Genomic DNA, 26,364 nt, shown 5'->3' with positions numbered 1-26,364 from the left:
TCCACAATTCCTACGTAATAGCACGATACAGCCTACTTCGGGTTGTCCGTTTGTGCTGCGTCAGTCACTTTGAAGCGCAGCACGCCGATCACCTGCCCGTCTTCGGTCAGCACTTGAACTTGCCAGCGGCCCGCCGAATCGGGCGGGAAGTTCTGTTTGTGGGTCCAGGCGCGATAGCCTTCCTTGCGCCCGCCGTGGATGTCCAGGGCAATGCGGTCGACCTCTTTGCCGTTGAATTTCCACACGTGGTAGATCCGCTCATTCAGCCCGCGTGGCGCGTTGATTGCGGTATAGGCATACAGCCCGCTGCTGCGCAGTTGAGCGACGGTCACTTCCTTGAGGTCATCGCCTGGCGTGCGGTCTTGCAGCTGGGTGCTGATGGCCACTTCGGTCATCCACAGCGTGGCCGGCGGTACCCAGCTGCGTAGGAACCAGCCTGCGCAACCAATCGCGGCGGTCACCCCCAGCAGCATCGCCCAGCCCTTGAGGCTGCGCAGCGGCATGCTCACTGCCAGGCTCGGGATCGACAACGCCATGGCTACGCCGAGGGCGAGCTTGTAACTCTCGGCGGTGGTCAGGTGCAGGATGATCGGCAGCGCGGTGAGCAGCGCGGCGAACAGCGTCAGGGTGTGCAGCGCCAGGAACAGCGAGCGCTTGGGCGCCAGCCATTTGTAGTACAGCGGGTCGATGATCGACACCAGTGCCGCTGCGCCGAGCAGGCCGGTGAATATCGATTGGCCACTGTTCCACGCCGTGGTGATGAAAAAGAACGGCAGCACGAAGAACAGACTTTCCTGGTGGATCATCTGGGTGGCGTAGCGCAGCAGGGGTTCGGGAATTTCCCGCTTGAACACCTTGGTGAACAGCTGGGTAAAGCTGTTCTCCAGCATCAGCCACAACCAGCTCACCAGCATGATGACCGCGATCCAACTGGCCATGCCCTGCTGACGGTCCACCAGAATGAAACTGCACACACCCGAGATGAAGCCGCCGAGTGCAATCACCCCTGGGTAGCGCTTCATCAGTTCGAGGATGCGGGTGATTAAACGGGTTACGTTTTGCATTCGGCGGTTCGCAGTCTTTGTAGGAAAAAATCCCAGACAGAATAACGTCTTAGCCCGGCGTTCGGTGCCCGATTACGTGATCCGTTTGCGATAAAGCCGCACGCCGATCAACACAATGGCGATCAGGCCGAGCACGCCGGCGCCGATCCAATTGAGCATGTCGTAACTTAACAGCGGTTTTTCGATGCGCCAGTAGCCAGGCTGCTTGAGTACCTGGCGCATGGCTTGGTTCGCCTGATCCAAGTTGACGGCCTTGATGCGTTTGACCGGGTCGCTGAAGCGGCCTTTGTCGTAGTCGGCCAATGCCGCCCAATAGTAGTCGGCCAACGCGCTATTTCCCTGCACGGCCCAGGCTTGCCGAGCGATGGCGGCCTGTTGCAGGCGGGCGAAGGTGGCCGGGTCGAGGCCGTCTTTGAGCAACTGCGCGGTGAGGTCGTGCAGTACCTGTTCGGCCTCAGGGAGGTTTTCTCGCTCAAGGTCGGCATTCAGGCTGAGGAAACCGACGCCGCCGAGCACTTCGCGTTCGCTCCAGGGGCCGTAGGACAAACCGTGCTTGAGGCGCAGTTGACGGTACAGCGCCCAGTCGAGGTAGTCCTTAAGCAGGTCGTAGGTTTCGTCGTGCTGGTCGTCCAGTACCGGTTCTGGGAACAGCCAGTGCAGTTTGGCGCTGTTGCCTACCCAGCCGTGGATCAGTTCGCGGTGGCTGTTGGCGGTGTGCTGGATTTCCGGCAGGGGCCTGTGCTCGGTGGGGTCTACCGGGTCGAGTTCGCCGTAGGTGCGTTCCAGGTAGGCCGGCAGCAGTTTGTCGAGTTCGCCGACGACGATCAGGGTCATGTTGTTGGGGGCGTACCAATTCTTGCGCAGTGTCTGCAACTGGTCGCGGGTCAGTTGCTCGACCTCGGCGCGTTCGGCGCATTTGAGGCCCAACTCGACGGCCAGTTGATTGCTGGCGGTGTGACCCAGGTCCTGACGGTCCAGCAGGCGTTGCAGGTGCGAGTAATGGCCGCCGTCTTCGCGCTCTACTACTTGTTTGGCCGCATTGATATTGGCGTCGGTCAATTCAGTGCGGGTGATGATTGCCAGTAACAGGTCGAGCACCTTGCGCTGGTTTTTCGCGGGAGCCTCAATTACGAAGGTGGTGTCGGCATTGCTGGTGTAGGCGTTCCACTCGCCGCCCAGGGCCTGCATGCGCTCTTCGAGGTCGCCTTCGCCGCCGCCGTCGATGCCACTGAACAGCAAGTGTTCGAGCAAGTGCGGCAACTCCTTTTCCTCACAGCCGAAGTCATCCAGGCCCACACCGACCACCAAACGGATCGCCACGTGCCCACGTTCGGTGCCCGGCTTGAGTAGCAATTGCAGGCCGTTGGGCAAGGTGTAGCCCTCGACTTGCAGGCGGTCAAAGGCAAAAGCGTGGGCAGAACCCATAAGCAGGCAGGCGAATAACAGGCGACGCATAACTGGCTTCCTGGCGAGTGAGGTCAGCTCTAACTGACTTCACGGGCCATCGTACGTTCAGGGCGAATGCGTGATGTCGGCAATATCTTCGGCCGAGAGCGCGCCTGTGTCGGACGTTTCCAACACTACATACGCACTGCTACAAAACAACGAATTGAGGCGTTTCATGTCGGCAATCAGCTCTAGGTGCAGGGAACTGGTCTCTAGGCTCTGTACGATTTTGCGTTGCAGACGGCTCACATGGGCGTGGGCCAAGCGGCGCTCCTGAGCGCGAAAGCGGCGCTTTTCGCGTAGCAATTGGCGTGCGCTTTCCGGGTCGGCGCTGAGGAATACCGAAAGGCCGAGTCGCAGATTGGCTATCAACTGGCTGTGCAGGCCGGTGAGTTCTTCCAGGCCTACTTCGGAAAACTGGCGGCGCTGAGAGGTTTTCTGCTGCTGGACTTTACGCAGCATGCGTTCGATCAGGTCGCCGGCGAGCTTCAGGTTGATCGACAGTTCGATGATCTCGGCCCAGCGGCGACTGTCCTGTTCGCTCAGGTCTTCGCGGGGCATTTGCGCCAGGTAGAGCTTGATTGCGCTGTAGAGCGCTTCGACGTCATCGCTGAGGCTGCGCATCTCCTGGGTGATCGCAGTTTGCTTGCCGCGCAGTACTTCTTGCATGGCGGTGAGCATGTTGTCGATCAGGTCGCCCAGGCGCAGGGTTTCGCGGGCTGCATTGGCCAGTGCCAAGCTGGGCGTGGTGAGGGCCGTGGGGTCAAGATGACGGGGTTTGGCCTTGCCGTTGGCCTCTTCTCGCTCGGGCAGCAACCACGCGCAGAGGCGCGCCATTGGGCCGATGGTCGGTAGGAGGATCAGGCAGCGACTGACGTTGTAGAGCAGGTGGAAGGTGATGACCATGCCTTGGGTGTTGTAGTCCAGGCCGTCCATCCACAGTACCAGTGGGTCGAGCACCGGGATGATCAGCAGCAGGCCAATCAGTTTGTACAACAGACTGCCCAGGGCCACTTGGCGCCCGGCGGCGTTCTGCATGCTGGTGCTGAGGAAGGCCAGCACGCCGCTGCCGATGTTGGCGCCGATCACCAGGCCGATGGCCACGTGCAAGCCGATCACGCCGGCGCCGGCGAGGGTGGCGGTCAGCAATACGGCGGCCAGGCTGGAGTAGGAAATCATCGCAAACAAGGCGCCGACCAGTGCGTCGAGCAAAATGTCGCCGGTCAGCGAGGCGAACAGCACTTTCACGCCCTGGGCGTGGGTAATCGGGCCGGCGGCTTCCACGATCAATTGCAGCGCGAGGATGATCAGACCGAGGCCTATTCCTACTCGCCCCAACTGCCCTGCCCGCGTCTGTTTGCGCGACAGAAAGAAAATAACGCCGAGAAAGATCAACAGCGGCGACAGCCAGGACAAGTCAAAGGTCAGCACCCGCGCCATCAGCGCGGTACCGACGTCGGCGCCGAGCATAGTCGCCAGTGCGGGCATCAGGCCCATCAGGCCCTGGCCCACAAATGAGGTCACCAGCATGGCCGTGGCGTTGCTGCTCTGCACCATGGCTGTCACCAGGATGCCGGCGACAAACGCAAGCCAGCGTTTGGACATGTTATGCCCGATGACTTGACGCAAGTTAGAACCGTAGACCCGCAGGATCCCGGTACGGACGATGTGCGTGCCCCAGATAAGTAGGGTCACGGCGGAAAGCAGATTGAGCAAGGTCAGCATGCTCGGCCCCCCGTGTAGGTGTGCTCCAACAGGAGCGAAGGAAAGTTGCCGCGTGCCGCTCTACGTCTTGTACTTAAGCTGTAGTTGGCGAATGGGCTCGGCGCCAGCATCGCATAGCTAAAGTGGGGATTGAAACAAAACTGTCATGAAATCAGCTTTTTGCGGATGAAAAAAAACGGGACGCAAGCGCCCCGTTTTTTACGACTGGCTCGGGTTATTGACCCGGGATGTCCTTACGCAGTTTCACAGGATCCTGCTGTTTCTTCTTTTTCGCGATGGCGGTGCGCATCTTGATGTTCACCGCTTCTACCGCCAGCGAGAATGCCATGGCGAAGTAGACATAGCCTTTAGGCACGTGCACGTCGAAGGATTCGGCGATCAGCACTGTACCCACCACCAGCAGGAACGACAGCGCCAGCATTTTCAACGACGGGTGCTTGTCGATGAAATCGCTGATGGTGCCGGCAGCCAGCATCATCACCAATACGGCAACCACAATCGCGGCAACCATGACCGGTACGTGGGAGACCATGCCGACGGCGGTGATCACCGAGTCCAGGGAGAACACGATGTCGATGATCGCGATCTGGATGATGGTGTAGATGAACTTGCCACCGGCGCCTTTCGGCTCGTCCTGGGTTTCGTCTTCACCTTCCAGTGCGTGGTACATCTCTTGGGAGCTTTTCCACAGCAGGAACAGGCCACCGAAGAACAGAATCAGATCGCGACCGGAAATGCCTTGGCCAAACACCACAAACAGGTCGGCAGTCAGTTGCATGACCCAGGTGATCGACAGCAGCAACAGGATGCGCGTGACCATGGCCAGCGCCAGGCCGAATATCCGGGTGCGAGCCTGCATATGCTTAGGCATGCGGCTGACCAGGATCGAAATCATGATGATGTTATCGATGCCCAGGACGATCTCTAGGGCCGTCAGGGTGAAGAAGGCAATCCAGATTTCCGGATTGGTCAGCCATTCCATGTGTATTCCTTTGAGCGTGTGTTAGACCGCACCGGCGTAGGGCCGGCGCAGCTGGGTTGTACGATTATAGAGTGCTGAACAGCGGAAAAATCCCCATCAGCAATGCGGCGAACATTATGCACAGGCACACCAGCACTGCCCACTTCAGGGTGAAGCGCTGATGATCGCCAAATTCGATACCGGCCAGGGCGACCAGCAAGTAGGTCGACGGTACCAGCGGGCTGAGCAAGTGCACCGGTTGGCCAACGATGGAGGCGCGGGCCATTTCCACTGCGGTGATGCCGTAGTGGCTGGCGGCTTCGGCCAGTACTGGCAGTACGCCGTAGTAGAACGCATCGTTGGACATGAAGAAGGTGAACGGCATGCTCACCAGTGCGGTGATAACGGCCAGGTACGGGCCCAAGGCGTCAGGGATGACCGCCAGCAGGCTCTTGGACATGGCATCGACCATGCCGGTGCCCGACAGGATGCCGGTAAAAATACCCGCGGCGAAGATCAGCCCTACCACCGCCAGTACGCTGCCAGCATGGGCGGCGACGCGGTCTTTCTGCTGTTGCAGGCACGGGTAGTTCACGATCATCGCGATACTGAACGCAACCATGAACAGCACCGGCAGCGGCAACAGGCCGGCGATCAGTGTGCACATCAGGGCCAGGGTCAGTGCGCCGTTGAACCAGATCAGCTTCGGACGGCGGGCGTCTGGAAATTGCGACACGCTGATTTCGCTATGGTCGATCTCGTCGCCCTGCAGGTGCAGTTCGCCCAGGCGAGCACGTTCGCGCTTACCGTACATATAGGCGATCGCGAGGATAGCGACGACGCCGGCGGCCATGGCCGGAATCATCGGTACGAAAATATCCGAAGGGTCCACATGCAGCGCACTGGCGGCGCGGGCGGTCGGGCCACCCCAAGGGGTCATATTCATCACGCCACCGGCGAGAATGATCAAGCCGGCCATGATCCGCGGGCTCATGCCGATGCGCTTGTACAGCGGCAGCATGGCGGCCACGCAGATCATGTAGGTGGTGGCGCCGTCACCGTCCAGGGACACCACCAGGGCCAGTACGGCGGTGCCGACTGAAACCTTCAGCGGGTCGCCTTTGACCATCTTGAGGATCTTGCGCACGGCCGGGTCGAACAGGCCGGAGTCGATCATCAAGGCGAAGTAGAGGATGGCGAACATCAGCATCACGCCGGTTGGCGCGAGCTTGGTGATGCCTTCGAGCATCATCGGGCCGATCTTCGGTGCGAAACCGCCGAACAGCGCGAACAGGATTGGCACGATGATCAGGGCGATCAGCGCAGACAGGCGCTTGGTCATGATCAGGAACATGAACGTGATGACCATGGCAAAGCCAAGGAAAGTCAGCATAGGAATACTCCAGGCGTAGCGCGGCTAGGGAATGGCGAACCGGGATGGGTCAGCGCAGAACGAAAGGCACGAGGCGTACGGGGGGAGTTGGGGCGAACAGGCGGGTACGGACGGACATCGGGAATCACCATTGTTGTTGTAAACAGCCGGTCTTTTGCCGGCAGTGGGGGCGATCCTAGACGTGAAAGCTTTCAGCCAGCTTTCGCTGGCTAAACAGGTGATGTGGAAAAGACGCACGGTCTTCAAGGGTGCACAGGTGAAAATGTGGGAGGGGGCTTGCTCCCGATAGCAGAGTGTCAGTCACTGCATGTGCAAGCTGACCCACCGCCATCGGGAGCAAGCCCCCTCCCACATTTGATATGTGTTTATTTCGGCTGCTTCAGGGCAGCTCAAGGCCGCCCGCTGCTTTGTGCAGTTTGCGCAGGTGTTCGCCCACCTGCTTGAGGTTGGCTTCGCATGCGGCGATTTCTGCGGCGCGAGCAGGGTCCAGCAGCGCCCTCACCTCTTTATCCAGCTCGCCGGTCAGCGATTGCAGCTGTTTCTGGCGTTCGGCGCTTTCCGATTCCAGGCGTTTGGCTTCCGACGGTTGTGGCAGGCCGTAGCCGCCGCTGCCGAGCAATTCTGCTGGCCTGCTGAGGAACCCACTGTTGGCGAGGATCTGTTGCAGCGTGGCGTTGGCTTTTTCCATGCCGCCGTTTTTCAGCTCGCGGGCACCGAGATAGCGCTGTTTAACCTCATCCTGCGCCAGCATCAGCTGCTTGCGAAAGCTTGCCTGTTCCAGCAGCAACAACGCGGCGCTGGTGCGCAGATCGGCCTGGTCGAACCATGGGCGCCGTTGCGCTGCGCTGAGCGATAGCCAATCTTCAACCTGGGTCTGTTTGATCGGCAGGTGTTTGCGCAGCACATCGAACATCGCCTGATAACGCTCGCGGAACGAGTCAAAGTGATAGCCCAGGCGCAGGGCTTCACGTTTGTCATTCAGCACGCTGGTATCGGCCAGGCCGCGGGCTTGTAGCACTTCAAGCAGGCCGTTGGGGGTGATGTTGTCCAGGCCGGTGAGTTGCGGGTTGGCGCTGCCGCTGCGTAACAGCTTCAGGCTTTCGACCGCGCAGTTATTGGACAGGAAGAAGTAGTTGCCGTCGTAGCTCCAGTGCATCTCTGCAGCGTGTTCGACGGTGTCGTTGATTTCTTGTCGTGACAGTCTCAACGGCACGGAAGCCAGGCCGCGCAGCTCGGTCTTGGTGTATTCGTCGATCACCTGGGCCAGCGGAAGTACAAACAGGCGTGACGGGTACTTGCCCACCAGGCCATCCCAACTCGACAGTTGTACGTCACCGACGAACGCGCGGTAGGACAAGACCAGATGCTGGTCCAGGTCCAGCCGGCAATCTGGTCCGCGGGGACGGCCCGGTGCGCAGATCACCAGGCGCAACATGCTGTGGCCCCAGCGGCTGACCAGGTTCTGGTTGGCTTCGGCCAGCAGATAGTCGATTTCATAGACCCGCTCCGGGTCCACGTGGCCCAACGGCGTCTTTGCAAAGTCGTTGCCCGCATTGAGGAACGGGTAGGCCTTGGCGCAGGCATCCTGTTCAGGCGGTGCCCAGCCGAAGTGTTGCTGGTAATAGCGGAACAGTGCGGGGCGTCGGCAGGCGTAGCTTGGATCGAGGAGGAAGTACTCCATGTTGACCGCGACGAACTCCAGCGGGCTGCTGGTTTCGTAGATGTCTGGGCTGCGCACGATCTGGCGGTTGTGCTGCTCGCGCTCACCGCGCCGGCCGACATACTGCGGCCAGCCGGCGAGGTCCAGCAGGCGCGGGTCATCGCTGAGGGTGAAACGGCGTTCATTCTGGCCACGGCATTGATCGGGCAGGCCGATCAGGCCGGTGATGCTGTTCTGGCGGCTGCAGCGCTGGATCAGCGCGCGCTCGTCCTTGGACCACAGGCGCGCACGGTCATAGATATGGGTCAATTCATGCAGCACGGTGGCGAGCATTTCCCGGCGCACGGTGCCGTGGGGGCGATTGGTTTTCTGGGTGGCGGCGCTGCCATCGGTCAGGGGAGCGAGCAGATTGCGGTTGAGGTCCAGTTCGGACACCAACGAGGCCTGACCATAGGCATTTTCGGGCATCTTGTCGGTCCAGCCGACATCGATGCGTCGGTCCAACTGCTCGATAAAGCGCGGCGGCAGTGAGCGCATCGCTTCATCGAGCAATGCCTGGCTGGCCTGCTGTTCGGCCGGGCTCAAGCCTTCTGTCTTGAGCCGCAGTTGCAGGCTGGCCTGGGCTGCGCTGGCACACAGCAGCACAGTCCCGGCCAGGAGCCAGGCAGCAAGGCGCCTCACAGAGCGAGGATGGCTTCGGCGAGGGTCTGGTCGCTGGCGTCGCGGGCTTCCGGCAGGCGGGTGCGCAGGGTATCGAAGGCGGCTTCCAACTGTGCGCCTCGGATTTCGCCATTGGTGGCGACGAAACTGGCGGCGTCGTCGTGAGCTTCGCGCACGACTTTGGAGTCGCGGATGGAGGTGGTGGTGTCCGAGGTGAAATCAATGGTGCGGCCGGAGGCGCGGACAATGATGTTACTGGTGGCCACCAGGGTATGCGCCTGGGCAACGTCGGCCAACAACAGCAGGCCAAGGGTGGCGGCGATCAACGGGCTACGCATGGAAGAACTCCGAATACAAAGATGGAAACACAAAGATGATTATTGGACGAGAATTGCCTGCGCCAGTTCAAGGTCGCTTGCATGAAGTTTTGGTTGGTTCCGGCGCAGGTAATCCAGTGCCGATTCCAGCCGCGCTCCACGCCATTGGCCGTCAGTGGCGATGAACGCGGCGGCGTCATCCTGAGCGGCCACTACTACTTTGCGGTCGAACGGTGCGGAGGTCACCTTGCTGGTGGCATACGCGCTCGCAACGGTGCTCTGGATGGTCAGGTCAAAGGCCGAAGCCAGTGACGACCAGCCAGCGAAAAACACGACAGGGACAATTAACAGGCGGTATGAAAAAGCCATGGGACTCGACAACTGAAAACGAGCGCCAAGGCTAGCGCAATGCCCCGGCGAGAGCCAGCGCCGAGGCATTCAAGAGCAACTGGCGCTCGCTCATATCAGGTGCGATCAGATAGCCAGGATGGCTTGAGCCAGCTGTGCGTCAGTCGCGGTATTCAGTTGTGGTGCTTGTTGGCGGATCTGGGCCAAGGCGCTTTCCAGCTTCACACCACGAATGGCTCCTTCGCTGGCGACAAAGCTGGCAGCGTCGTCTCGGGCGGCACGCACGACTTTGTTATCGCGAAGGGACGAAGTTGCATCGGAGGTGGCGTCTGAAGTGGCCTTCAATGCGCCGACGATGGAGTCGGTGGTCACTATAAAGCTGGAGGCATTGGCGTTTGCAGCCAGGACCAACAGGGCGGCGGCGCTGAGCAGGCGAAGACGGGACATGGGGTGACTCCTATAGATGAGCAATAAAGGTGGCGCAGAGACTCGCCGAATGTTGATTGGATATTAGGCCGCGGCTTATCAGTTCGGATAGGTTTTGTGCAGTTCTGAAAACTGTACCTATTATATTATTTATTTATGAAACTGTACCTGTTCCTCTAAAAGCATTGCTGGAAACGCACGCGCCTAAAACAACAAAGCCCGCCTCCGGTCTCCCGGGGCGGGCTTTGTTTTGAAAAATCAGTGCTGGCAGTGGACCCGGTGGGTCAGGGCCAGCGAGCGCTAATTAGCGCCAGAACGGCTTGCTCAGCTCTTCGTAGCGTTGAGCTTCGCTGATACCGGCGTCAGCCAGCAGACGCGAATCCAGACGAGCCAGTTGGTGGCGGCTGGAGATGCGGCGCTGCCACAACATCAGGTTGGCCAGAACGCGCAAAGGCATGGAAGCCTGGGTGTTTACAGCTTTTTCTTCGAAGAACAGTTCGGAACTGAGTGTACGTTCCATGATGACATCCTTCCGCTTATGGCGGCATTAGGTAGTGGTTTAACTGATGCCAATGATCCTCCTCCGGCGCAAGACTCTCTAGATACAGTTCACCTGTATTGTGAGGGGCCAGTTAACTGTTTATAGGTGCTGTACGGTACGAAAATGGGGCAACTGTACTTGTCTGCACTTTAATGGTGCGAAATTGGTAGTTATGGGGATATGCGTAAGATTTTTCTGTCGGAAAAGACCAGTACAGCAGTACAGTTTTATTAAGAAGTGACGATCAGGAAGCCGAGCTGATGAAGGTGTGTTTGCATCAGCCCGGATCTGTATCAATCAAGCCTTGAGCATATGCCCGGTTTCTTCCAGGTTAATGTGCCAACTCAGTGCTTCGCGCAGGATGTGTGGGGTGTGTCCGCCGATGGCGCAGGCCGCATTGAAGTAATTGTTCAGCGCATCGCGGTACGCCGGGTGCACACAGTTGTCGATGATCACCCGTGCGCGCTCCCGTGGCGCCAGGCCGCGCAGGTCAGCGAGGCCGACTTCGGTGACAAGGATGTCGACATCATGCTCGGTATGGTCCACATGACTGACCATCGGCACCACGCTGGAAATCGCGCCACCCTTGGCAATTGACTTGGTTACGAAGATCGCCAAGTGCGCGTTACGCGCGAAATCGCCTGAGCCACCAATGCCGTTCATCATCCGCGTGCCGCAGACGTGGGTGGAGTTGACGTTGCCGTAGATGTCGAACTCCAGCGCCGTGTTGATGCCGATAATGCCCAGGCGACGCACCACTTCGGGGTGGTTGGAGATTTCCTGCGGGCGCAGCACCAGCTTGTCCTTGTAGTGCTCCAGATTGCCGAACACATCGGCGTTGCGCCGTTCCGACAGCGTGATCGAGCTGCCCGACGCAAAGCTCAGCTTGCCGGCGTCGATCAGGTCGAAAGTCGAGTCCTGCAGCACTTCGGAATACATCGTCAGGTCTTCGAACGGCGAATCGATCAATCCGCACATCACCGCGTTGGCGATGTTTCCGATACCCGCCTGCAGCGGGCCGAGCTTGTTGGTCATGCGACCGGCATCCACTTCCTGTTTAAGGAAGTGAATCAAGTGATTGGCGATCCCTTGGGTGTCACTGTCAGGAGGTGTAACAGTAGAAGCTGAGTCCGCCTGGTTGGTGATGACAATGGCGACAATCTTTTCCGGCGGGATGGGAATCGCGGTGCTGCCGATGCGGTCATCGACCTTTACCAGCGGGATCGGCGTGCGAGTCGGGCGGTAGGTTGGGATATAGATGTCGTGCAACCCTTCGAGATTCGGGTTGTGTGCCAGGTTGATCTCGATGATCACCTGCTTGGCGAAAATCGCGAAGCTGGCCGAGTTACCCACAGAGGTGGTGGGCACGATATGCCCTTGCTCGGTGATCGCCACGGCCTCGATCACAGCAATGTCTGGCAGCTTGAGCTGGTTGTTGCGCAGTTGCTCGACGGTTTCCGACAGATGCTGGTCGATAAACATGACTTCGCCGGCATTGATTGCCTTGCGCAGCGTGCTATCGACTTGAAACGGCATGCGTCGTGACAGCACGCCAGCTTCGGTCAGTTGCTTGTCCAGGTCATTACCCAGGCTGGCACCGGTCATTAGGGTGATTTTCAGCGGGGACGTCTTGGCGCGTTCGGCCAGGGCGTGGGGGACGGCCTTGGCTTCACCGGCTCGGGTGAAGCCACTCATGCCGACGGTCATGCCGTCCTCGATCAGTGCGGCGGCGTCTGCCGCGCTCATGACCTTGTTCAACAACGAAGGCAAGCGGATACGATCACGGTACATGAATTGTTATCTCAGGCTACGGAAGCAAGGTGGGCAGTGTAGTGATTTCAAAAAGTTTCGGCCCGCTACCATGGTCGAATGCCGAGTAGTGTTTTAGAGCCTTTGGTCGGGTTTCATGCGGTAATAAAAAACCCCAGCCTATCGCAGGCCGGGGTTTTGAGTATTGCGCTGAAGCAGTGTTACTCGACGGCTTTGACCATGTCTTCGATGACCTTCTTCGCGTCACCGAAGACCATCATGGTCTTGTCCAAGTAGAACAACTCGTTATCCAAACCGGCATACCCGCTGGCCATCGATCGCTTGTTGACGATGATGGTTTTGGCCTTGAAGGCTTCCAGAATCGGCATCCCTGCAATTGGCGAGTTCGGATCGTTCTTCGCGGCCGGGTTGACCACGTCGTTTGCGCCCAGCACGAGGACTACGTCGGCCTGGCCGAATTCCGAGTTGATGTCTTCCATTTCGAACACTTGGTCGTAAGGCACTTCCGCCTCGGCCAGCAGGACGTTCATATGCCCAGGCATGCGGCCTGCCACCGGGTGGATCGCGTACTTCACGGTCACGCCGCGGTGAGTCAGCTTCTCGGTCAGTTCTTTCAGCGCGTGTTGCGCACGTGCCACCGCTAAGCCGTAGCCTGGAACGATGATCACGGTGTCGGCGTTGGTCAGCAGGAAGGTTGCGTCGTCGGCCGAGCCGGACTTCACCGGGCGCGCTTCTTTCGAGCCTGCCGCAGCACCGGCATCCGGCGCATTGCCGAAACCGCCGAGCAGTACATTAAAGAAGGAACGGTTCATCGCCTTGCACATGATGTACGACAGGATCGCGCCGCTGGAGCCCACCAGGGAGCCGGCGATGATCAGCATCGAGTTGTTCAGCGAGAAACCGATACCCGCCGCTGCCCAGCCGGAGTAGCTGTTGAGCATCGACACGACGACCGGCATGTCGGCGCCGCCGATTGGGATGATGATCAGCACGCCCAGCACGAAGGCCAGGGCCAGCATCAGCGCGAAGGCGGTGAGGTTGCCGGTGAACATAAAGGCCAGGCCTAGGCCGAGGGTCAGCAGGCCCAGCACCAGGTTCAGTTTGTGCTGACCGCCGAACTGTACCGGTGCGCCCTGAAACAGGCGGAACTTGTACTTGCCCGACAGTTTGCCGAAGGCGATCACCGAACCCGAGAAGGTGATTGCACCGATAGCAGCGCCGAGGAACAGTTCCAGGCGGTTACCGGCAGGGATTGAATCGCCCAGGTGCTTAACGATGCCCAACGATTGCGGCTCAACCACTGCTGCGATAGCGATAAACACCGCAGCCAGGCCGATCATGCTGTGCATGAAGGCAACCAGCTCCGGCATCTTGGTCATCTCTACGCGCTTGGCCATGATCGAGCCGGCGGTACCACCGACCAACAGGCCGACGATTACGTAGCCGATACCGGCGGTGGCGAGCTCAGCGCCCAGCTTATAGATGAGGCCCACAGTGGTGAGCACCGCCAGCGCCATGCCAAGCATGCCGAACAGGTTGCCGCGTCGCGATGTGGTCGGGTGCGACAGGCCCTTAAGGGCCTGGATGAAGCAGATCGACGCGATCAGGTAGAGCGTCGTTACCAGATTCATGCTCATTACTTCTGCACCTCTTCTTTCACAGCTTTGGGCGCTTTCTTCTTGAACATCTCAAGCATCCTACGAGTCACCAGGAAGCCGCCGAACACATTGACTGCCGCCAAAGCGACCGCCAGCGTGCCCATGGTCTTGCCCAATGGCGTCACTGTGAGGGCGGCGGCCAGCATGGCGCCGACGATCACAATCGCGGAAATGGCGTTGGTTACCGCCATCAATGGCGTGTGCAGCGCGGGGGTAACGTTCCAGACCACGTGGTAACCGACATAAATCGCCAGCACAAAGATGATCAGGTTGTAGATACCGGGGGAGATAAGCTCTTCCATCGTCTGAATCCCTGCTTAGGCGTTTTTGCGGATGACTTGGCCGTCGCGGCACATCAGGCACGCGGCGACTATGTCGTCTTCGAGGTTGAGTTCAAACTGCCCTTCCTTGTTGAAGACCAGCTTCAGGAAGTCCAGCAGGTTGCGCGCGTACAAGGCTGACGCGTCGGCGGCGACAGCACCGGTGAGATTGGTCGGGCCACAGATGATCACGCCGTTTTCCACGACGGTTTCGTCAGCCACGGTGAGCGGGCAGTTGCCACCTTGGGCGGCGGCGAGGTCGATGACCACCGAGCCAGGCTTCATCTGCGCGACGGTCTCGGCGCTGAGCAGTGTGGGTGCTTTACGCCCGGGAATCAGTGCGGTGGTGATGACGATATCGGCTTGCTTGGCGCGCTCGTGCACGGCCAGGGCCTGGCGCTGCATCCAACTGGTTGGCATCGGGCGTGCGTAACCACCGACGCCGACGGCGCATTCGCGTTCTTCGTCAGTCTCGTAGGGCACGTCGACGAACTTGGCGCCGAGGGATTCAATTTGCTCTTTGACGGCCGGGCGCACGTCAGACGCTTCGATCACTGCGCCCAGGCGTTTCGCCGTGGCAATCGCCTGCAGACCAGCAACACCGGCGCCGAGGATCAGCACGCGCGCGGCTTTGACGGTGCCGGCGGCGGTCATCAGCATCGGCATGAAGCGCGGATAGTGATGAGCAGCCAGCAGTACGGCTTTATAGCCCGCGATGTTGGCCTGAGACGACAACACGTCGAGGCTCTGTGCCCGTGAAGTGCGTGGCGCGGCTTCAAGAGCGAAAGCGGTGATGCCCTTCTCCGCCAGCTTGGCAATGGTTTCGTTGCTGAACGGATTGAGCATGCCCACCAACACGGTGCCGCTTTTGATCAGCGTAAGTTCGCTGTCGCTGGGCGCTACCACCTTGAGGATCAGCTCGGCGCCGAAAGCATCGTTGGCACTGCCAATGGTTGCGCCTGCCGTTTCATAGGCACTGTCGACGACACTGGCTTTCAGGCCAGCCCCGCTTTGTACAGTGACCTTATGGCCCTGGCCGATCAGCTTCTTGATGGTTTCCGGGGTGGCAGCCACCCGCGTTTCACCGGTCTGGGTTTCGAGAGGAACACCAATGTGCACGTCAAATCTCCTGCATGATCTTTTTGCTTTTGATCTTTTTGTAAAAAGGCCAGTGCACCGCGAGTGGCGCAACTGGGGCGGCCGATCAGCACGATCCCGCTGAAATGACAGCGGGGCGCGGCATTTTGCAGGCGAACTTTACGGCCTTCAAGGGATTATGACGGGTGACGAAAAATTAACTACAAGTCACCCTGTGACTGATTGTCGCAACATGCTGAAATAACCTCTTTAAATACAGGTAATTAAAGGGCCCTAGGTGATTTTTTGGTGTTTGCCCATGATTGATGTGAATAGTCGGGCATTGGCCTGTTGGAGTCGCTGCAAGCCACTAAAATCATGGTGTTAAGCCCTATTTTTGATGGATAGATACAGTCTGTGAAAATGCGACATATACGTATATCTGTAGGATCAAAAATTAACTGACTACAAAGTCAGCATGAGGGCTTTGGCCTTTAATTGCTGGGGCTATAGCGCTGGGATTGGTCAATGAGCCAGTCCCGAAACGCCTGCAATGAGGCTGATTCGACTTTCCTGTCAGGAATCATCAGGTAATAAGCCTTGGTGCTTGTTAGCGCGTCAGGGTTGGCGATCACCAGTTGATGCTCGTCCAGTTCTCGCTGGATCAGGAACGGTGGGATCAGCGCAATGCCCATGTCGTGCATGGCTGCTTGGGACAGCATCGAGAATAGCTCGTAACGCGGGCCTGTCATGTCGCGCGGGACGTTCAACTGCTGAGCGTTGAACCATTGGCGCCAGGCATACGGACGGGTGGTCTGCTGAAGCAGTGGCAGTTCCCCGATCTCCTGTGGCGTGAAACGCTTGCGGTCACCCAAAAGGCGCGGGCTGCACACGGGGACGGGATTTTCTCCCAGCAGCCGGTGGGACTCGGTGCCGGACCAATCAGCGTCGCCGAAGTAGATCGCCGCGTCGAAGTCGGTATCGGCGAACAGAAAGGGGCGTGTGCGGTTGGTCAGATTTACAGTCACCTCTGGGTGCTGCCGTTGAAAGTCCTTGAGGCGAGGGATCAACCATTGGGTACCAAAGGTGGGTACTACGGCCAACTCGATAGTGTTGGCGCCCTGCTGGCCCATGACTGACAGGGTGTCGCGTTCCACGGCATCCAGCTGAGTTGCCACTCTGCGGCTGTAGGACAGACCTGCTTCCGTCAGCTTTACCCCACGCCGTGATCGCCGAAATAGCTCGACACTCAAAAACTCCTCAAGGCTGGCTATCTGCCGACAAATGGCACCCTGGGTAATGGAGAGCTCGTGCGCAGCCTTGGTAAAGCTCTCGTGGCGTGCGGCCGCTTCAAAACTGACGAGGGCGGTTGTGCTGGGTATTTTTCTGCGCATGTACCTTGTACTCACATATAAAGCGCGCTTGCGCAGTTTTTGAGTGTTACGGAGTGAGAAATTAGCACAAGGCTATGCGGAAACCTCGTTTGCTCTCCCCGCTCGCTCGGCCTAGGCTCCCCCCACGACATCTGATTTCTTTGCGAGGACTTATTCATGGCTGGCAAGGCAAGCTTTAACTGGATCGATCCGCTACTGCTGGATCAACAGCTCACCGAAGAAGAGCGCATGGTGCGTGACAGTGCTGAGCAATTTGCCCAGGACAAGCTGGCGCCCCGTGTTCTCGAAGCCTTCCGCCATGAAAAAACAGATCCGGCGATTTTCCGTGAAATGGGTGAAACCGGCTTGCTGGGGGCGATGATTCCTGAGCAGTACGGTGGCAGTGGCTTGAACTATGTCAGTTACGGGTTGATTGCGCGTGAAGTTGAGCGCGTCGACTCCGGTTACCGTTCCATGATGAGTGTGCAGTCGTCATTGGTAATGGTGCCTATCAATGAGTTCGGCACCGAAGCGCAAAAGCAGAAGTACTTGCCCAAGCTGGCCTCCGGCGAATGGATTGGCTGTTTTGGTTTGACCGAGCCTAACCACGGCTCTGATCCAGGCGCGATGATTACGCGTGCGCGCAAAGTGGACGGCGGCTACAGCCTTACGGGCGCCAAGATGTGGATCACCAATAGCCCGATTGCAGACGTGTTTGTGGTGTGGGGTAAGGATGACGCCGGTGATATCCGTGGTTTTGTCTTGGAGAAAGGCTGGAAGGGCCTGAGTGCGCCAGCGATTCACGGCAAGGTCGGCCTTCGCGCCTCTATTACTGGTGAGATCGTGATGGACAACGTATTTGTGCCGGAAGAGAACATTTTCCCGGATGTGCGTGGCTTGAAAGGTCCTTTCACCTGCCTTAACTCGGCGCGCTATGGCATCTCCTGGGGGGCGTTGGGCGCTGCCGAGTTCTGCTGGCACACCGCTCGCCAGTACACGCTTGATCGTCAGCAGTTCGGTCGTCCATTGGCGGCTACCCAACTGATCCAAAAGAAACTGGCGGATATGCAGACCGAGATCACTCTGGCGCTGCAAGGTTGCTTGCGTCTGGGGCGTATGAAGGATGAGGGAACGGCTGCGGTTGAGATTACGTCGATCATGAAGCGCAACTCGTGCGGCAAGTCTTTGGATATCGCTCGTATGGCGCGGGACATGTTGGGTGGCAATGGGATTTCCGACGAGTTCGGGGTGGCGCGTCATTTGGTGAATCTTGAAGTGGTTAACACCTATGAGGGCACACATGACGTTCACGCCTTGATTCTGGGGCGCGCGCAAACCGGTCTTCAGGCGTTCTATTAATAGGAGAGCGGTATGGGCGCGCTTTCGCATCTGCGGGTACTGGATTTATCGCGAGTGTTGGCGGGCCCTTGGTCCGGACAGATTCTTGCGGATCTTGGGGCTGAGGTGATCAAGGTCGAGCGTCCCGGTAACGGTGACGATACGCGTGCCTGGGGCCCGCCCTTCCTTAAGGATGCTTATGGCGAGAACACCAGTGAGGCGGCGTACTACCTATCCGCTAATCGTAATAAAGAGTCGGTGACTATCGATTTTACGCAACCGGAGGGTCAGCAATTGGTGCGGGACCTGGCGGCCAAGTCCGACATCCTGATCGAGAACTTCAAGGTCGGTGGCCTGGCGGCATATGGGCTGGACTATGAGTCACTCAAGGCCGTTAATCCGGAGTTGATCTATTGCTCCATCACTGGGTTTGGCCAGACCGGACCGTATGCCGGCCGTGCGGGCTACGACTTCATGATCCAGGGGCTGGGCGGGCTGATGAGTCTGACCGGTCGACCGGAGGGTGATGAGGGTGCGGGGCCGGTGAAGGTTGGGGTGGCGTTAACTGACATCCTTACTGGGCTCTACTCGACGGTGGCGATTCTTGCTGCGCTGGCGCATCGCGATCACGACGGTGGCGGTCAGCATATCGATATGGCATTGCTTGATGTGCAGGTGGCGTGTCTGGCTAATCAGGCGATGAATTACCTAACGACAGGGGTGTCCCCAAAGCGTCTGGGTAACGCTCATCCGAATATCGTGCCTTATCAGGACTTCCCTACAGCCGATGGTGATTTCATTCTGACGGTGGGAAATGACAGCCAATTTCGCAAGTTCGCCGAAGTGGCTGGTCAGCCGCAGTGGGCGGATGATCCGCGCTTCTCTACTAATAAGGTACGAGTGGCTAACCGTGCAGAGCTGATTCCGTTGATTCGCCAGGCTACTGTCTTCAAAACGACGGCTGAGTGGGTGTCGCGGCTGGAGCGGGTGGGTGTGCCTTGTGGGCCGATCAATGATTTGGCCCAGGTGTTTGCTGATCCGCAGGTCAAGGCGCGTGGGTTGGCTATGCAGCTACCACATGCGCTGGCGGGGATGGTGCCTCAGGTTGCCAGCCCCATTCGGTTGTCCAAGACGCCTGTGGAGTACCGCAGTGCGCCTCCGCTGTTGGGTGAGCATACAGCTCAGGTACTACAGCGTGTGCTCGGGTTGGGGGCTGCGAATGTGGCTGCTTTAAGGGGGGCAGGTGTCATCTAGATGTTCTGTTCTATATATAAGGCGCTCGGTTGACCATTTTTTAATCAATCCTAGCCAATTGATAGATATAGCAAATTAAAAGGTTGACGTGAGATTCTGGGAGCCTATAATTCGCCCCACTTCCGGTGCAGTCGAAACGGAAAACTCCTTGGTAAACAATGAGTTACGCAGTTTTCGGCAGTAGGTTGCTTCAGTTCATCGAAGCCAAAAGGAAGTTGAAAAAGAGGTGTTGACAGCAGCGTGTAACGCTGTAGAATTCGCCTCCCGCTGATGAGAGATCAGAAGCGCAAGTGGTTGAAGTTGTTGAAGAAATCTTCGAAAGCTTCTGAAAATAATCACTTGACAGCAAATGAGGCTGCTGTAGAATGTGCGCCTCGGTTGAGACGAAAGATCTTAACCAATCGCTCTTTAACAACTGAATCAAGCAATTCGTGTGGGTGCTTGTGGAGTCAGACTGATAGTCAACAAGATTATCAGCATCACAAGTTACTCCGCGAGAAATCAAAGATGTAACCAACGATTGCTGAGCCAAGTTTAGGGTTTCTTAAAAACCCAAAGATGTTTGAACTGAAGAGTTTGATCATGGCTCAGATTGAACGCTGGCGGCAGGCCTAACACATGCAAGTCGAGCGGTAGAGAGAAGCTTGCTTCTCTTGAGAGCGGCGGACGGGTGAGTAATGCCTAGGAATCTGCCTGGTAGTGGGGGATAACGTTCGGAAACGGACGCTAATACCGCATACGTCCTACGGGAGAAAGCAGGGGACCTTCGGGCCTTGCGCTATCAGATGAGCCTAGGTCGGATTAGCTAGTTGGTGAGGTAATGGCTCACCAAGGCGACGATCCGTAACTGGTCTGAGAGGATGATCAGTCACACTGGAACTGAGACACGGTCCAGACTCCTACGGGAGGCAGCAGTGGGGAATATTGGACAATGGGCGAAAGCCTGATCCAGCCATGCCGCGTGTGTGAAGAAGGTCTTCGGATTGTAAAGCACTTTAAGTTGGGAGGAAGGGCAGTTACCTAATACGTGATTGTTTTGACGTTACCGACAGAATAAGCACCGGCTAACTCTGTGCCAGCAGCCGCGGTAATACAGAGGGTGCAAGCGTTAATCGGAATTACTGGGCGTAAAGCGCGCGTAGGTGGTTTGTTAAGTTGGATGTGAAATCCCCGGGCTCAACCTGGGAACTGCATTCAAAACTGACTGACTAGAGTATGGTAGAGGGTGGTGGAATTTCCTGTGTAGCGGTGAAATGCGTAGATATAGGAAGGAACACCAGTGGCGAAGGCGACCACCTGGACTGATACTGACACTGAGGTGCGAAAGCGTGGGGAGCAAACAGGATTAGATACCCTGGTAGTCCACGCCGTAAACGATGTCAACTAGCCGTTGGGAGCCTTGAGCTCTTAGTGGCGCAGCTAACGCATTAAGTTGACCGCCTGGGGAGTACGGCCGCAAGGTTAAAACTCAAATGAATTGACGGGGGCCCGCACAAGCGGTGGAGCATGTGGTTTAATTCGAAGCAACGCGAAGAACCTTACCAGGCCTTGACATCCAATGAACTTTCTAGAGATAGATTGGTGCCTTCGGGAACATTGAGACAGGTGCTGCATGGCTGTCGTCAGCTCGTGTCGTGAGATGTTGGGTTAAGTCCCGTAACGAGCGCAACCCTTGTCCTTAGTTACCAGCACGTAATGGTGGGCACTCTAAGGAGACTGCCGGTGACAAACCGGAGGAAGGTGGGGATGACGTCAAGTCATCATGGCCCTTACGGCCTGGGCTACACACGTGCTACAATGGTCGGTACAGAGGGTTGCCAAGCCGCGAGGTGGAGCTAATCCCATAAAACCGATCGTAGTCCGGATCGCAGTCTGCAACTCGACTGCGTGAAGTCGGAATCGCTAGTAATCGCGAATCAGAATGTCGCGGTGAATACGTTCCCGGGCCTTGTACACACCGCCCGTCACACCATGGGAGTGGGTTGCACCAGAAGTAGCTAGTCTAACCTTCGGGAGGACGGTTACCACGGTGTGATTCATGACTGGGGTGAAGTCGTAACAAGGTAGCCGTAGGGGAACCTGCGGCTGGATCACCTCCTTAATCGACGACATCAGCTGCTCCATAAGTTCCCACACGAATTGCTTGATTCATTGAAGAAGACGATAAAGAAGCAGCCCGAAATTGGGTCTGTAGCTCAGTTGGTTAGAGCGCACCCCTGATAAGGGTGAGGTCGGCAGTTCGAATCTGCCCAGACCCACCAATTTTGTGTGGGAAACGCCTGTAGAAATACGGGGCCATAGCTCAGCTGGGAGAGCGCCTGCCTTGCACGCAGGAGGTCAACGGTTCGATCCCGTTTGGCTCCACCACTACTGCTTCTGTTTGTTGAAAGCTTAGAAATGAGCATTCCATTGTTATGATGGTGAATGTTGATTTCTAGTCTTTGATTAGATCGTTCTTTAAAAATTTGGGTATGTGATAGAAAGATAGACTGAACGTTACTTTCACTGGTAACGGATCAGGCTAAGGTAAAATTTGTGAGTGGCTCGAAAGAGCCAAATCGAATTTTCGGCGAATGTTGTCTTCACAGTATAACCAGATTGCTTGGGGTTATATGGTCAAGTGAAGAAGCGCATACGGTGGATGCCTTGGCAGTCAGAGGCGATGAAAGACGTGGTAGCCTGCGAAAAGCTTCGGGGAGTCGGCAAACAGACTTTGATCCGGAGATGTCTGAATGGGGGAACCCAGCCATCATAAGATGGTTATCTTACGCTGAATACATAGGCGTAAGAGGCGAACCAGGGGAACTGAAACATCTAAGTACCCTGAGGAAAAGAAATCAACCGAGATTCCCTTAGTAGTGGCGAGCGAACGGGGACTAGCCCTTAAGTGGCTTTGAGATTAGCGGAACGCTCTGGAAAGTGCGGCCATAGTGGGTGATAGCCCTGTACGCGAAAATCTCTTAGTCATGAAATCGAGTAGGACGGAGCACGAGAAACTTTGTCTGAATATGGGGGGACCATCCTCCAAGGCTAAATACTACTGACTGACCGATAGTGAACTAGTACCGTGAGGGAAAGGCGAAAAGAACCCCGGAGAGGGGAGTGAAATAGATCCTGAAACCGTATGCGTACAAGCAGTGGGAGCCCACTTTGTTGGGTGACTGCGTACCTTTTGTATAATGGGTCAGCGACTTATTTTCAGTGGCGAGCTTAACCGAATAGGGGAGGCGTAGCGAAAGCGAGTCTTAATAGGGCGTCTAGTCGCTGGGAATAGACCCGAAACCGGGCGATCTATCCATGGGCAGGTTGAAGGTTGGGTAACACTAACTGGAGGACCGAACCGACTACCGTTGAAAAGTTAGCGGATGACCTGTGGATCGGAGTGAAAGGCTAATCAAGCTCGGAGATAGCTGGTTCTCCTCGAAAGCTATTTAGGTAGCGCCTCATGTATCACTGTAGGGGGTAGAGCACTGTTTCGGCTAGGGGGTCATCCCGACTTACCAAACCGATGCAAACTCCGAATACCTACAAGTGCCGAGCATGGGAGACACACGGCGGGTGCTAACGTCCGTCGTGAAAAGGGAAACAACCCAGACCGTCAGCTAAGGTCCCAAAGTTATGGTTAAGTGGGAAACGATGTGGGAAGGCTTAGACAGCTAGGAGGTTGGCTTAGAAGCAGCCACCCTTTAAAGAAAGCGTAATAGCTCACTAGTCGAGTCGGCCTGCGCGGAAGATGTAACGGGGCTCAAACCATACACCGAAGCTACGGGTATCACGTAAGTGATGCGGTAGAGGAGCGTTCTGTAAGCCTGTGAAGGTGAGTTGAGAAGCTTGCTGGAGGTATCAGAAGTGCGAATGCTGACATGAGTAACGACAATGGGTGTGAAAAACACCCACGCCGAAAGACCAAGGTTTCCTGCGCAACGTTAATCGACGCAGGGTTAGTCGGTCCCTAAGGCGAGGCTGAAAAGCGTAGTCGATGGAAAACAGGTTAATATTCCTGTACTTCTGGTTATTGCGATGGAGGGACGGAGAAGGCTAGGCCAGCTTGGCGTTGGTTGTCCAAGTTTAAGGTGGTAGGCTGAGATCTTAGGTAAATCCGGGATCTTAAGGCCGAGAGCTGATGACGAGTTAACTTTTAGTTAACGAAGTGGTTGATGCCATGCTTCCAAGAAAAGCTTCTAAGCTTCAGGTAACCAGGAACCGTACCCCAAACCGACACAGGTGGTTGGGTAGAGAATACCAAGGCGCTTGAGAGAACTCGGGTGAAGGAACTAGGCAAAATGGCACCGTAACTTCGGGAGAAGGTGCGCCGGTGAGGGTGAAGGACTTGCTCCGTAAGCTCATGCCGGTCGAAGATACCAGGCCGCTGCGACTGTTTATTAAAAACACAGCACTCTGCAAACACGAAAGTGGACGTATAGGGTGTGACGCCTGCCCGGTGCCGGAAGGTTAATTGATGGGGTTAGCTAACGCGAAGCTCTTGATCGAAGCCCCGGTAAACGGCGGCCGTAACTATAACGGTCCTAAGGTAGCGAAATTCCTTGTCGGGTAAGTTCCGACCTGCACGAATGGCGTAACGATGGCGGCGCTGTCTCCACCCGAGACTCAGTGAAATTGAAATCGCTGTGAAGATGCAGTGTATCCGCGGCTAGACGGAAAGACCCCGTGAACCTTTACTATAGCTTTGCACTGGACTTTGAATTTGCTTGTGTAGGATAGGTGGGAGGCTTTGAAGCGTGGACGCCAGTCTGCGTGGAGCCAACCTTGAAATACCACCCTGGCAACTTTGAGGTTCTAACTCAGGTCCGTTATCCGGATCGAGGACAGTGTATGGTGGGTAGTTTGACTGGGGCGGTCTCCTCCTAAAGAGTAACGGAGGAGTACGAAGGTGCGCTCAGACCGGTCGGAAATCGGTCGTAGAGTATAAAGGCAAAAGCGCGCTTGACTGCGAGACAGACACGTCGAGCAGGTACGAAAGTAGGTCTTAGTGATCCGGTGGTTCTGTATGGAAGGGCCATCGCTCAACGGATAAAAGGTACTCCGGGGATAACAGGCTGATACCGCCCAAGAGTTCATATCGACGGCGGTGTTTGGCACCTCGATGTCGGCTCATCACATCCTGGGGCTGAAGCCGGTCCCAAGGGTATGGCTGTTCGCCATTTAAAGTGGTACGCGAGCTGGGTTTAGAACGTCGTGAGACAGTTCGGTCCCTATCTGCCGTGGACGTTTGAGATTTGAGAGGGGCTGCTCCTAGTACGAGAGGACCGGAGTGGACGAACCTCTGGTGTTCCGGTTGTCACGCCAGTGGCATTGCCGGGTAGCTATGTTCGGAATAGATAACCGCTGAAAGCATCTAAGCGGGAAACTAGCCTCAAGATGAGATCTCACTGGAACCTTGAGTTCCCTAAAGGGCCGTCGAAGACTACGACGTTGATAGGTTGGGTGTGTAAGCGCTGTGAGGCGTTGAGCTAACCAATACTAATTGCCCGTGAGGCTTGACCATATAACACCCAAGCAATTTGCTTGCTTCGAGCTGAAAAGCGAAAGAGCACCAGATTGCGGTGTGTGAAGACGAAATGAACCGAAAGTTCGACTCTTGCAAACACCGAAAGCTATCACATACCCAATTTGCTGAAGCGAGGCCAGCTGGTCACGACTCAGTACCCGAATTTCTTGACGACCATAGAGCATTGGAACCACCTGATCCCATCCCGAACTCAGTAGTGAAACGATGCATCGCCGATGGTAGTGTGGGGTTTCCCCATGTGAGAGTAGGTCATCGTCAAGATTAAATTCCGAAACCCCATTTGCGAAAGCAGATGGGGTTTTGTTTTATGTAGAAACTCATGAATCTCATCGGCGCGATGCGAATGCAACGATCCGATACACAGAATTTCTTGACGACCATAGAGCATTGGAACCACCTGATCCCATCCCGAACTCAGTAGTGAAACGATGCATCGCCGATGGTAGTGTGGGGTTTCCCCATGTGAGAGTAGGTCATCGTCAAGATTAAATTCCAAAACCCCTGTCTGTTATACAGACAGGGGTTTTGTCGTTTAGAGGCGCTGGTGGGTGGGGGTCACAACAATGGCTCAGAACTGGTAACTTACCTTGCGCTTACGCTGCGCTCTTCACCCAGATAGCAGAAGTTCAGACTGGCATAGGACGCTACATAAGTTTCATTGGTCAGATTCTTAGCATTCAGCCTCACATCCACGCCCTTCAAGTCGACGTTACCTTAAAGGTATAGCTGCCCAAGAACTTAGCTCCATATGTGCTTCCAATTCCAGCCCCAGCGAGCGTACAGCGCCGACAGCACGATAAAAGCTTTCCTGCGTTAGCTTGGTTGCCAGATTTTCCTGATCAATTCGATCAGGTCTTGCAGATAAGACCCGGTCTGCTCCACCCGGCGCAAGTAGCTGGTAGGGCTGTAATAGCGGATAGCAGAGTTACCATAGGCTGGGTTAAACGCATTGATTGGCTCAAGCGACCCACTTGTCCAATCCACCACTGTTTACGCCCTTGATAGCCCGCACCTATCAGCATGGTTTGCTTGGTCGCCCTAGTGGAGATAGGCCTGTAACGTCAGTGAAGTGTCATCGGTAAAGTCGATGCTCAGACGGGACATCTGCGCCCATAGAGTAGTGAGGAAGGACCCTTGAGAATGTCCACGCGCTCCAAGAAGTACGGATCAACTTACATCGTGCTATAGGTGCCTCTGTCCCTCATGGACTTCAAGCCATCAAGGTAAATGTTATCCACCGAGCGATCATTTAAGCAGCGCATCACACTGTAACCCCACCGAGTGCCGGTCCTGAGTTTGCGCTGGCATGCTGGACATAGTGACGCCTATCGGTCGTGAGAACTGATTGAGTACCTGGCTCAGTGGGCCTGCAGCTATCTTGTAGGGTTGATTGACCTGCTCGGTGCGGGCTTCTGCCGCTGAGACACTGATGAGTACCGTACCGCTACCCAGCGCTTTCAACAGCAATGCTGCGCGTATGGCTTGACCCAATAGCGGGTAAGA

17 protein-coding genes, 2 tRNA genes, 4 rRNA genes and 1 pseudogene are annotated in these 26,364 nt (G+C 56.7%); 8 read left to right on the top strand and 16 right to left on the bottom strand.

Features of this window, described 5'->3' with window-relative positions:
- Positions 1–32: 32 nt before the first annotated feature.
- The 15 genes from ACKZ62_RS28025 to ACKZ62_RS27955 all read right to left on the bottom strand — a co-directional run bounded on the left by ACKZ62_RS28025 (position 33) and on the right by ACKZ62_RS27955 (position 16,760).
- Entirely contained in the window at positions 33–1,064 is a 1,032-nt protein-coding gene (locus ACKZ62_RS28025; RefSeq protein WP_032885028.1) for a DUF5924 family protein, read from the bottom strand.
- Positions 1,065–1,136: 72 nt separating this feature from the next.
- On the bottom strand, positions 1,137–2,519 hold the full coding sequence (locus tag ACKZ62_RS28020; RefSeq protein WP_095185308.1) for a M16 family metallopeptidase: 1,383 nt from the start codon (positions 2,517–2,519) through the stop codon (positions 1,137–1,139).
- A gap of 57 nt (positions 2,520–2,576) precedes the next feature.
- Positions 2,577–4,235: a Na/Pi cotransporter family protein gene (locus ACKZ62_RS28015; protein WP_095185309.1), complete on the bottom strand. Its 1,659-nt coding sequence runs from the start codon at positions 4,233–4,235 to the stop codon at positions 2,577–2,579.
- Between the two features lie 214 nt (positions 4,236–4,449).
- On the bottom strand, positions 4,450–5,217 hold the full coding sequence (locus ACKZ62_RS28010) for a TerC family protein (RefSeq protein WP_032885024.1): 768 nt from the start codon (positions 5,215–5,217) through the stop codon (positions 4,450–4,452).
- Positions 5,218–5,281: 64 nt separating this feature from the next.
- On the bottom strand, positions 5,282–6,589 hold the full coding sequence (locus tag ACKZ62_RS28005) for a CitMHS family transporter (RefSeq protein WP_032885023.1): 1,308 nt from the start codon (positions 6,587–6,589) through the stop codon (positions 5,282–5,284).
- 379 nt (positions 6,590–6,968) lie between these two features.
- Complete coding sequence (locus ACKZ62_RS28000; protein ID WP_095185310.1) at positions 6,969–8,930, bottom strand: DUF7844 domain-containing protein; 1,962 nt, start codon at positions 8,928–8,930, stop codon at positions 6,969–6,971.
- Positions 8,927–9,247, bottom strand: a complete 321-nt coding sequence (locus ACKZ62_RS27995; protein ID WP_027608008.1) for a DUF2388 domain-containing protein — start codon at positions 9,245–9,247, stop codon at positions 8,927–8,929. The genes ACKZ62_RS28000 and ACKZ62_RS27995 overlap by 4 nt, the downstream gene beginning before the upstream one ends.
- A 39-nt stretch (positions 9,248–9,286) precedes the next feature.
- Positions 9,287–9,595 (bottom strand): DUF2388 domain-containing protein, encoded by a 309-nt coding sequence (locus ACKZ62_RS27990; protein WP_447096135.1) that lies wholly within the window; start codon positions 9,593–9,595, stop codon positions 9,287–9,289.
- Positions 9,596–9,700: 105 nt separating this feature from the next.
- Complete coding sequence (locus ACKZ62_RS27985; RefSeq protein ID WP_032885017.1) at positions 9,701–10,021, bottom strand: DUF2388 domain-containing protein; 321 nt, start codon at positions 10,019–10,021, stop codon at positions 9,701–9,703.
- Between the two features lie 283 nt (positions 10,022–10,304).
- Positions 10,305–10,520 (bottom strand): DUF1127 domain-containing protein, encoded by a 216-nt coding sequence (locus tag ACKZ62_RS27980; protein WP_032885015.1) that lies wholly within the window; start codon positions 10,518–10,520, stop codon positions 10,305–10,307.
- 318 nt (positions 10,521–10,838) lie between these two features.
- A complete protein-coding gene (locus tag ACKZ62_RS27975; protein WP_099601843.1) occupies positions 10,839–12,332 on the bottom strand; it encodes a succinyl-CoA:acetate CoA-transferase ScpC in 1,494 nt (497 codons plus the stop codon).
- Between the two features lie 179 nt (positions 12,333–12,511).
- A complete protein-coding gene (locus ACKZ62_RS27970) occupies positions 12,512–13,948 on the bottom strand; it encodes an NAD(P)(+) transhydrogenase (Re/Si-specific) subunit beta (protein ID WP_095185312.1) in 1,437 nt (478 codons plus the stop codon).
- On the bottom strand, positions 13,948–14,271 hold the full coding sequence (locus ACKZ62_RS27965) for an NAD(P) transhydrogenase subunit alpha part 2 (RefSeq protein WP_005783507.1): 324 nt from the start codon (positions 14,269–14,271) through the stop codon (positions 13,948–13,950). Before ACKZ62_RS27965 ends, ACKZ62_RS27970 begins: the two co-directional genes overlap by 1 nt.
- 15 nt (positions 14,272–14,286) lie before the next feature.
- A complete protein-coding gene (locus ACKZ62_RS27960) occupies positions 14,287–15,408 on the bottom strand; it encodes a Re/Si-specific NAD(P)(+) transhydrogenase subunit alpha (RefSeq protein WP_447096134.1) in 1,122 nt (373 codons plus the stop codon).
- Positions 15,409–15,860: 452 nt separating this feature from the next.
- A complete protein-coding gene (locus tag ACKZ62_RS27955) occupies positions 15,861–16,760 on the bottom strand; it encodes a LysR family transcriptional regulator (RefSeq protein ID WP_032885011.1) in 900 nt (299 codons plus the stop codon).
- A 156-nt stretch (positions 16,761–16,916) separates the two neighbouring features.
- Here ACKZ62_RS27955 and ACKZ62_RS27950 point away from each other — a divergent pair, with 156 nt between their 5' ends.
- The 8 genes from ACKZ62_RS27950 to rrf (ACKZ62_RS27915) all read left to right on the top strand — a co-directional run bounded on the left by ACKZ62_RS27950 (position 16,917) and on the right by rrf (ACKZ62_RS27915) (position 25,346).
- Positions 16,917–18,098 carry an acyl-CoA dehydrogenase gene (locus ACKZ62_RS27950; protein WP_003187423.1) on the top strand — a complete coding sequence of 394 codons (1,182 nt, stop codon included), beginning with the start codon at positions 16,917–16,919 and terminating at the stop codon, positions 18,096–18,098.
- A 12-nt stretch (positions 18,099–18,110) separates the two neighbouring features.
- The gene (locus ACKZ62_RS27945) at positions 18,111–19,331 is read left to right on the top strand and encodes a CaiB/BaiF CoA transferase family protein (RefSeq protein ID WP_032885010.1); all 1,221 of its coding nucleotides are present in this window, start codon (positions 18,111–18,113) and stop codon (positions 19,329–19,331) included.
- Between the two features lie 564 nt (positions 19,332–19,895).
- Positions 19,896–21,432: ribosomal RNA gene (locus tag ACKZ62_RS27940) — 16S ribosomal RNA — on the top strand.
- Positions 21,433–21,515: 83 nt separating this feature from the next.
- A tRNA-Ile gene (locus tag ACKZ62_RS27935) sits at positions 21,516–21,592 on the top strand.
- Between the two features lie 30 nt (positions 21,593–21,622).
- Positions 21,623–21,698 (top strand) — tRNA-Ala (locus tag ACKZ62_RS27930).
- A gap of 247 nt (positions 21,699–21,945) precedes the next feature.
- A 23S ribosomal RNA gene (locus ACKZ62_RS27925) occupies positions 21,946–24,837 on the top strand.
- A gap of 169 nt (positions 24,838–25,006) precedes the next feature.
- Positions 25,007–25,122, top strand: a 5S ribosomal RNA gene (gene rrf, locus ACKZ62_RS27920).
- Positions 25,123–25,230: 108 nt separating this feature from the next.
- Positions 25,231–25,346: ribosomal RNA gene (gene rrf, locus ACKZ62_RS27915) — 5S ribosomal RNA — on the top strand.
- The 16S, 23S and 5S rRNA genes sit together here with 2 tRNA genes alongside, the layout of an rRNA operon.
- Before the next feature lie 612 nt (positions 25,347–25,958).
- Here the strand turns inward: rrf (ACKZ62_RS27915) and ACKZ62_RS27910 are convergent.
- Positions 25,959–26,141 (bottom strand): annotated as a pseudogene (locus ACKZ62_RS27910) (TonB-dependent receptor plug domain-containing protein); the annotation flags it as partial.
- Between the last annotated feature and the right edge of the window lie 223 nt (positions 26,142–26,364).

It is taken from the genome of Pseudomonas sivasensis, assembly GCF_052938085.1.
Note: the sequence above shows the minus strand (reverse complement) of the source record. Positions and strands in the feature narration are given on the sequence as shown.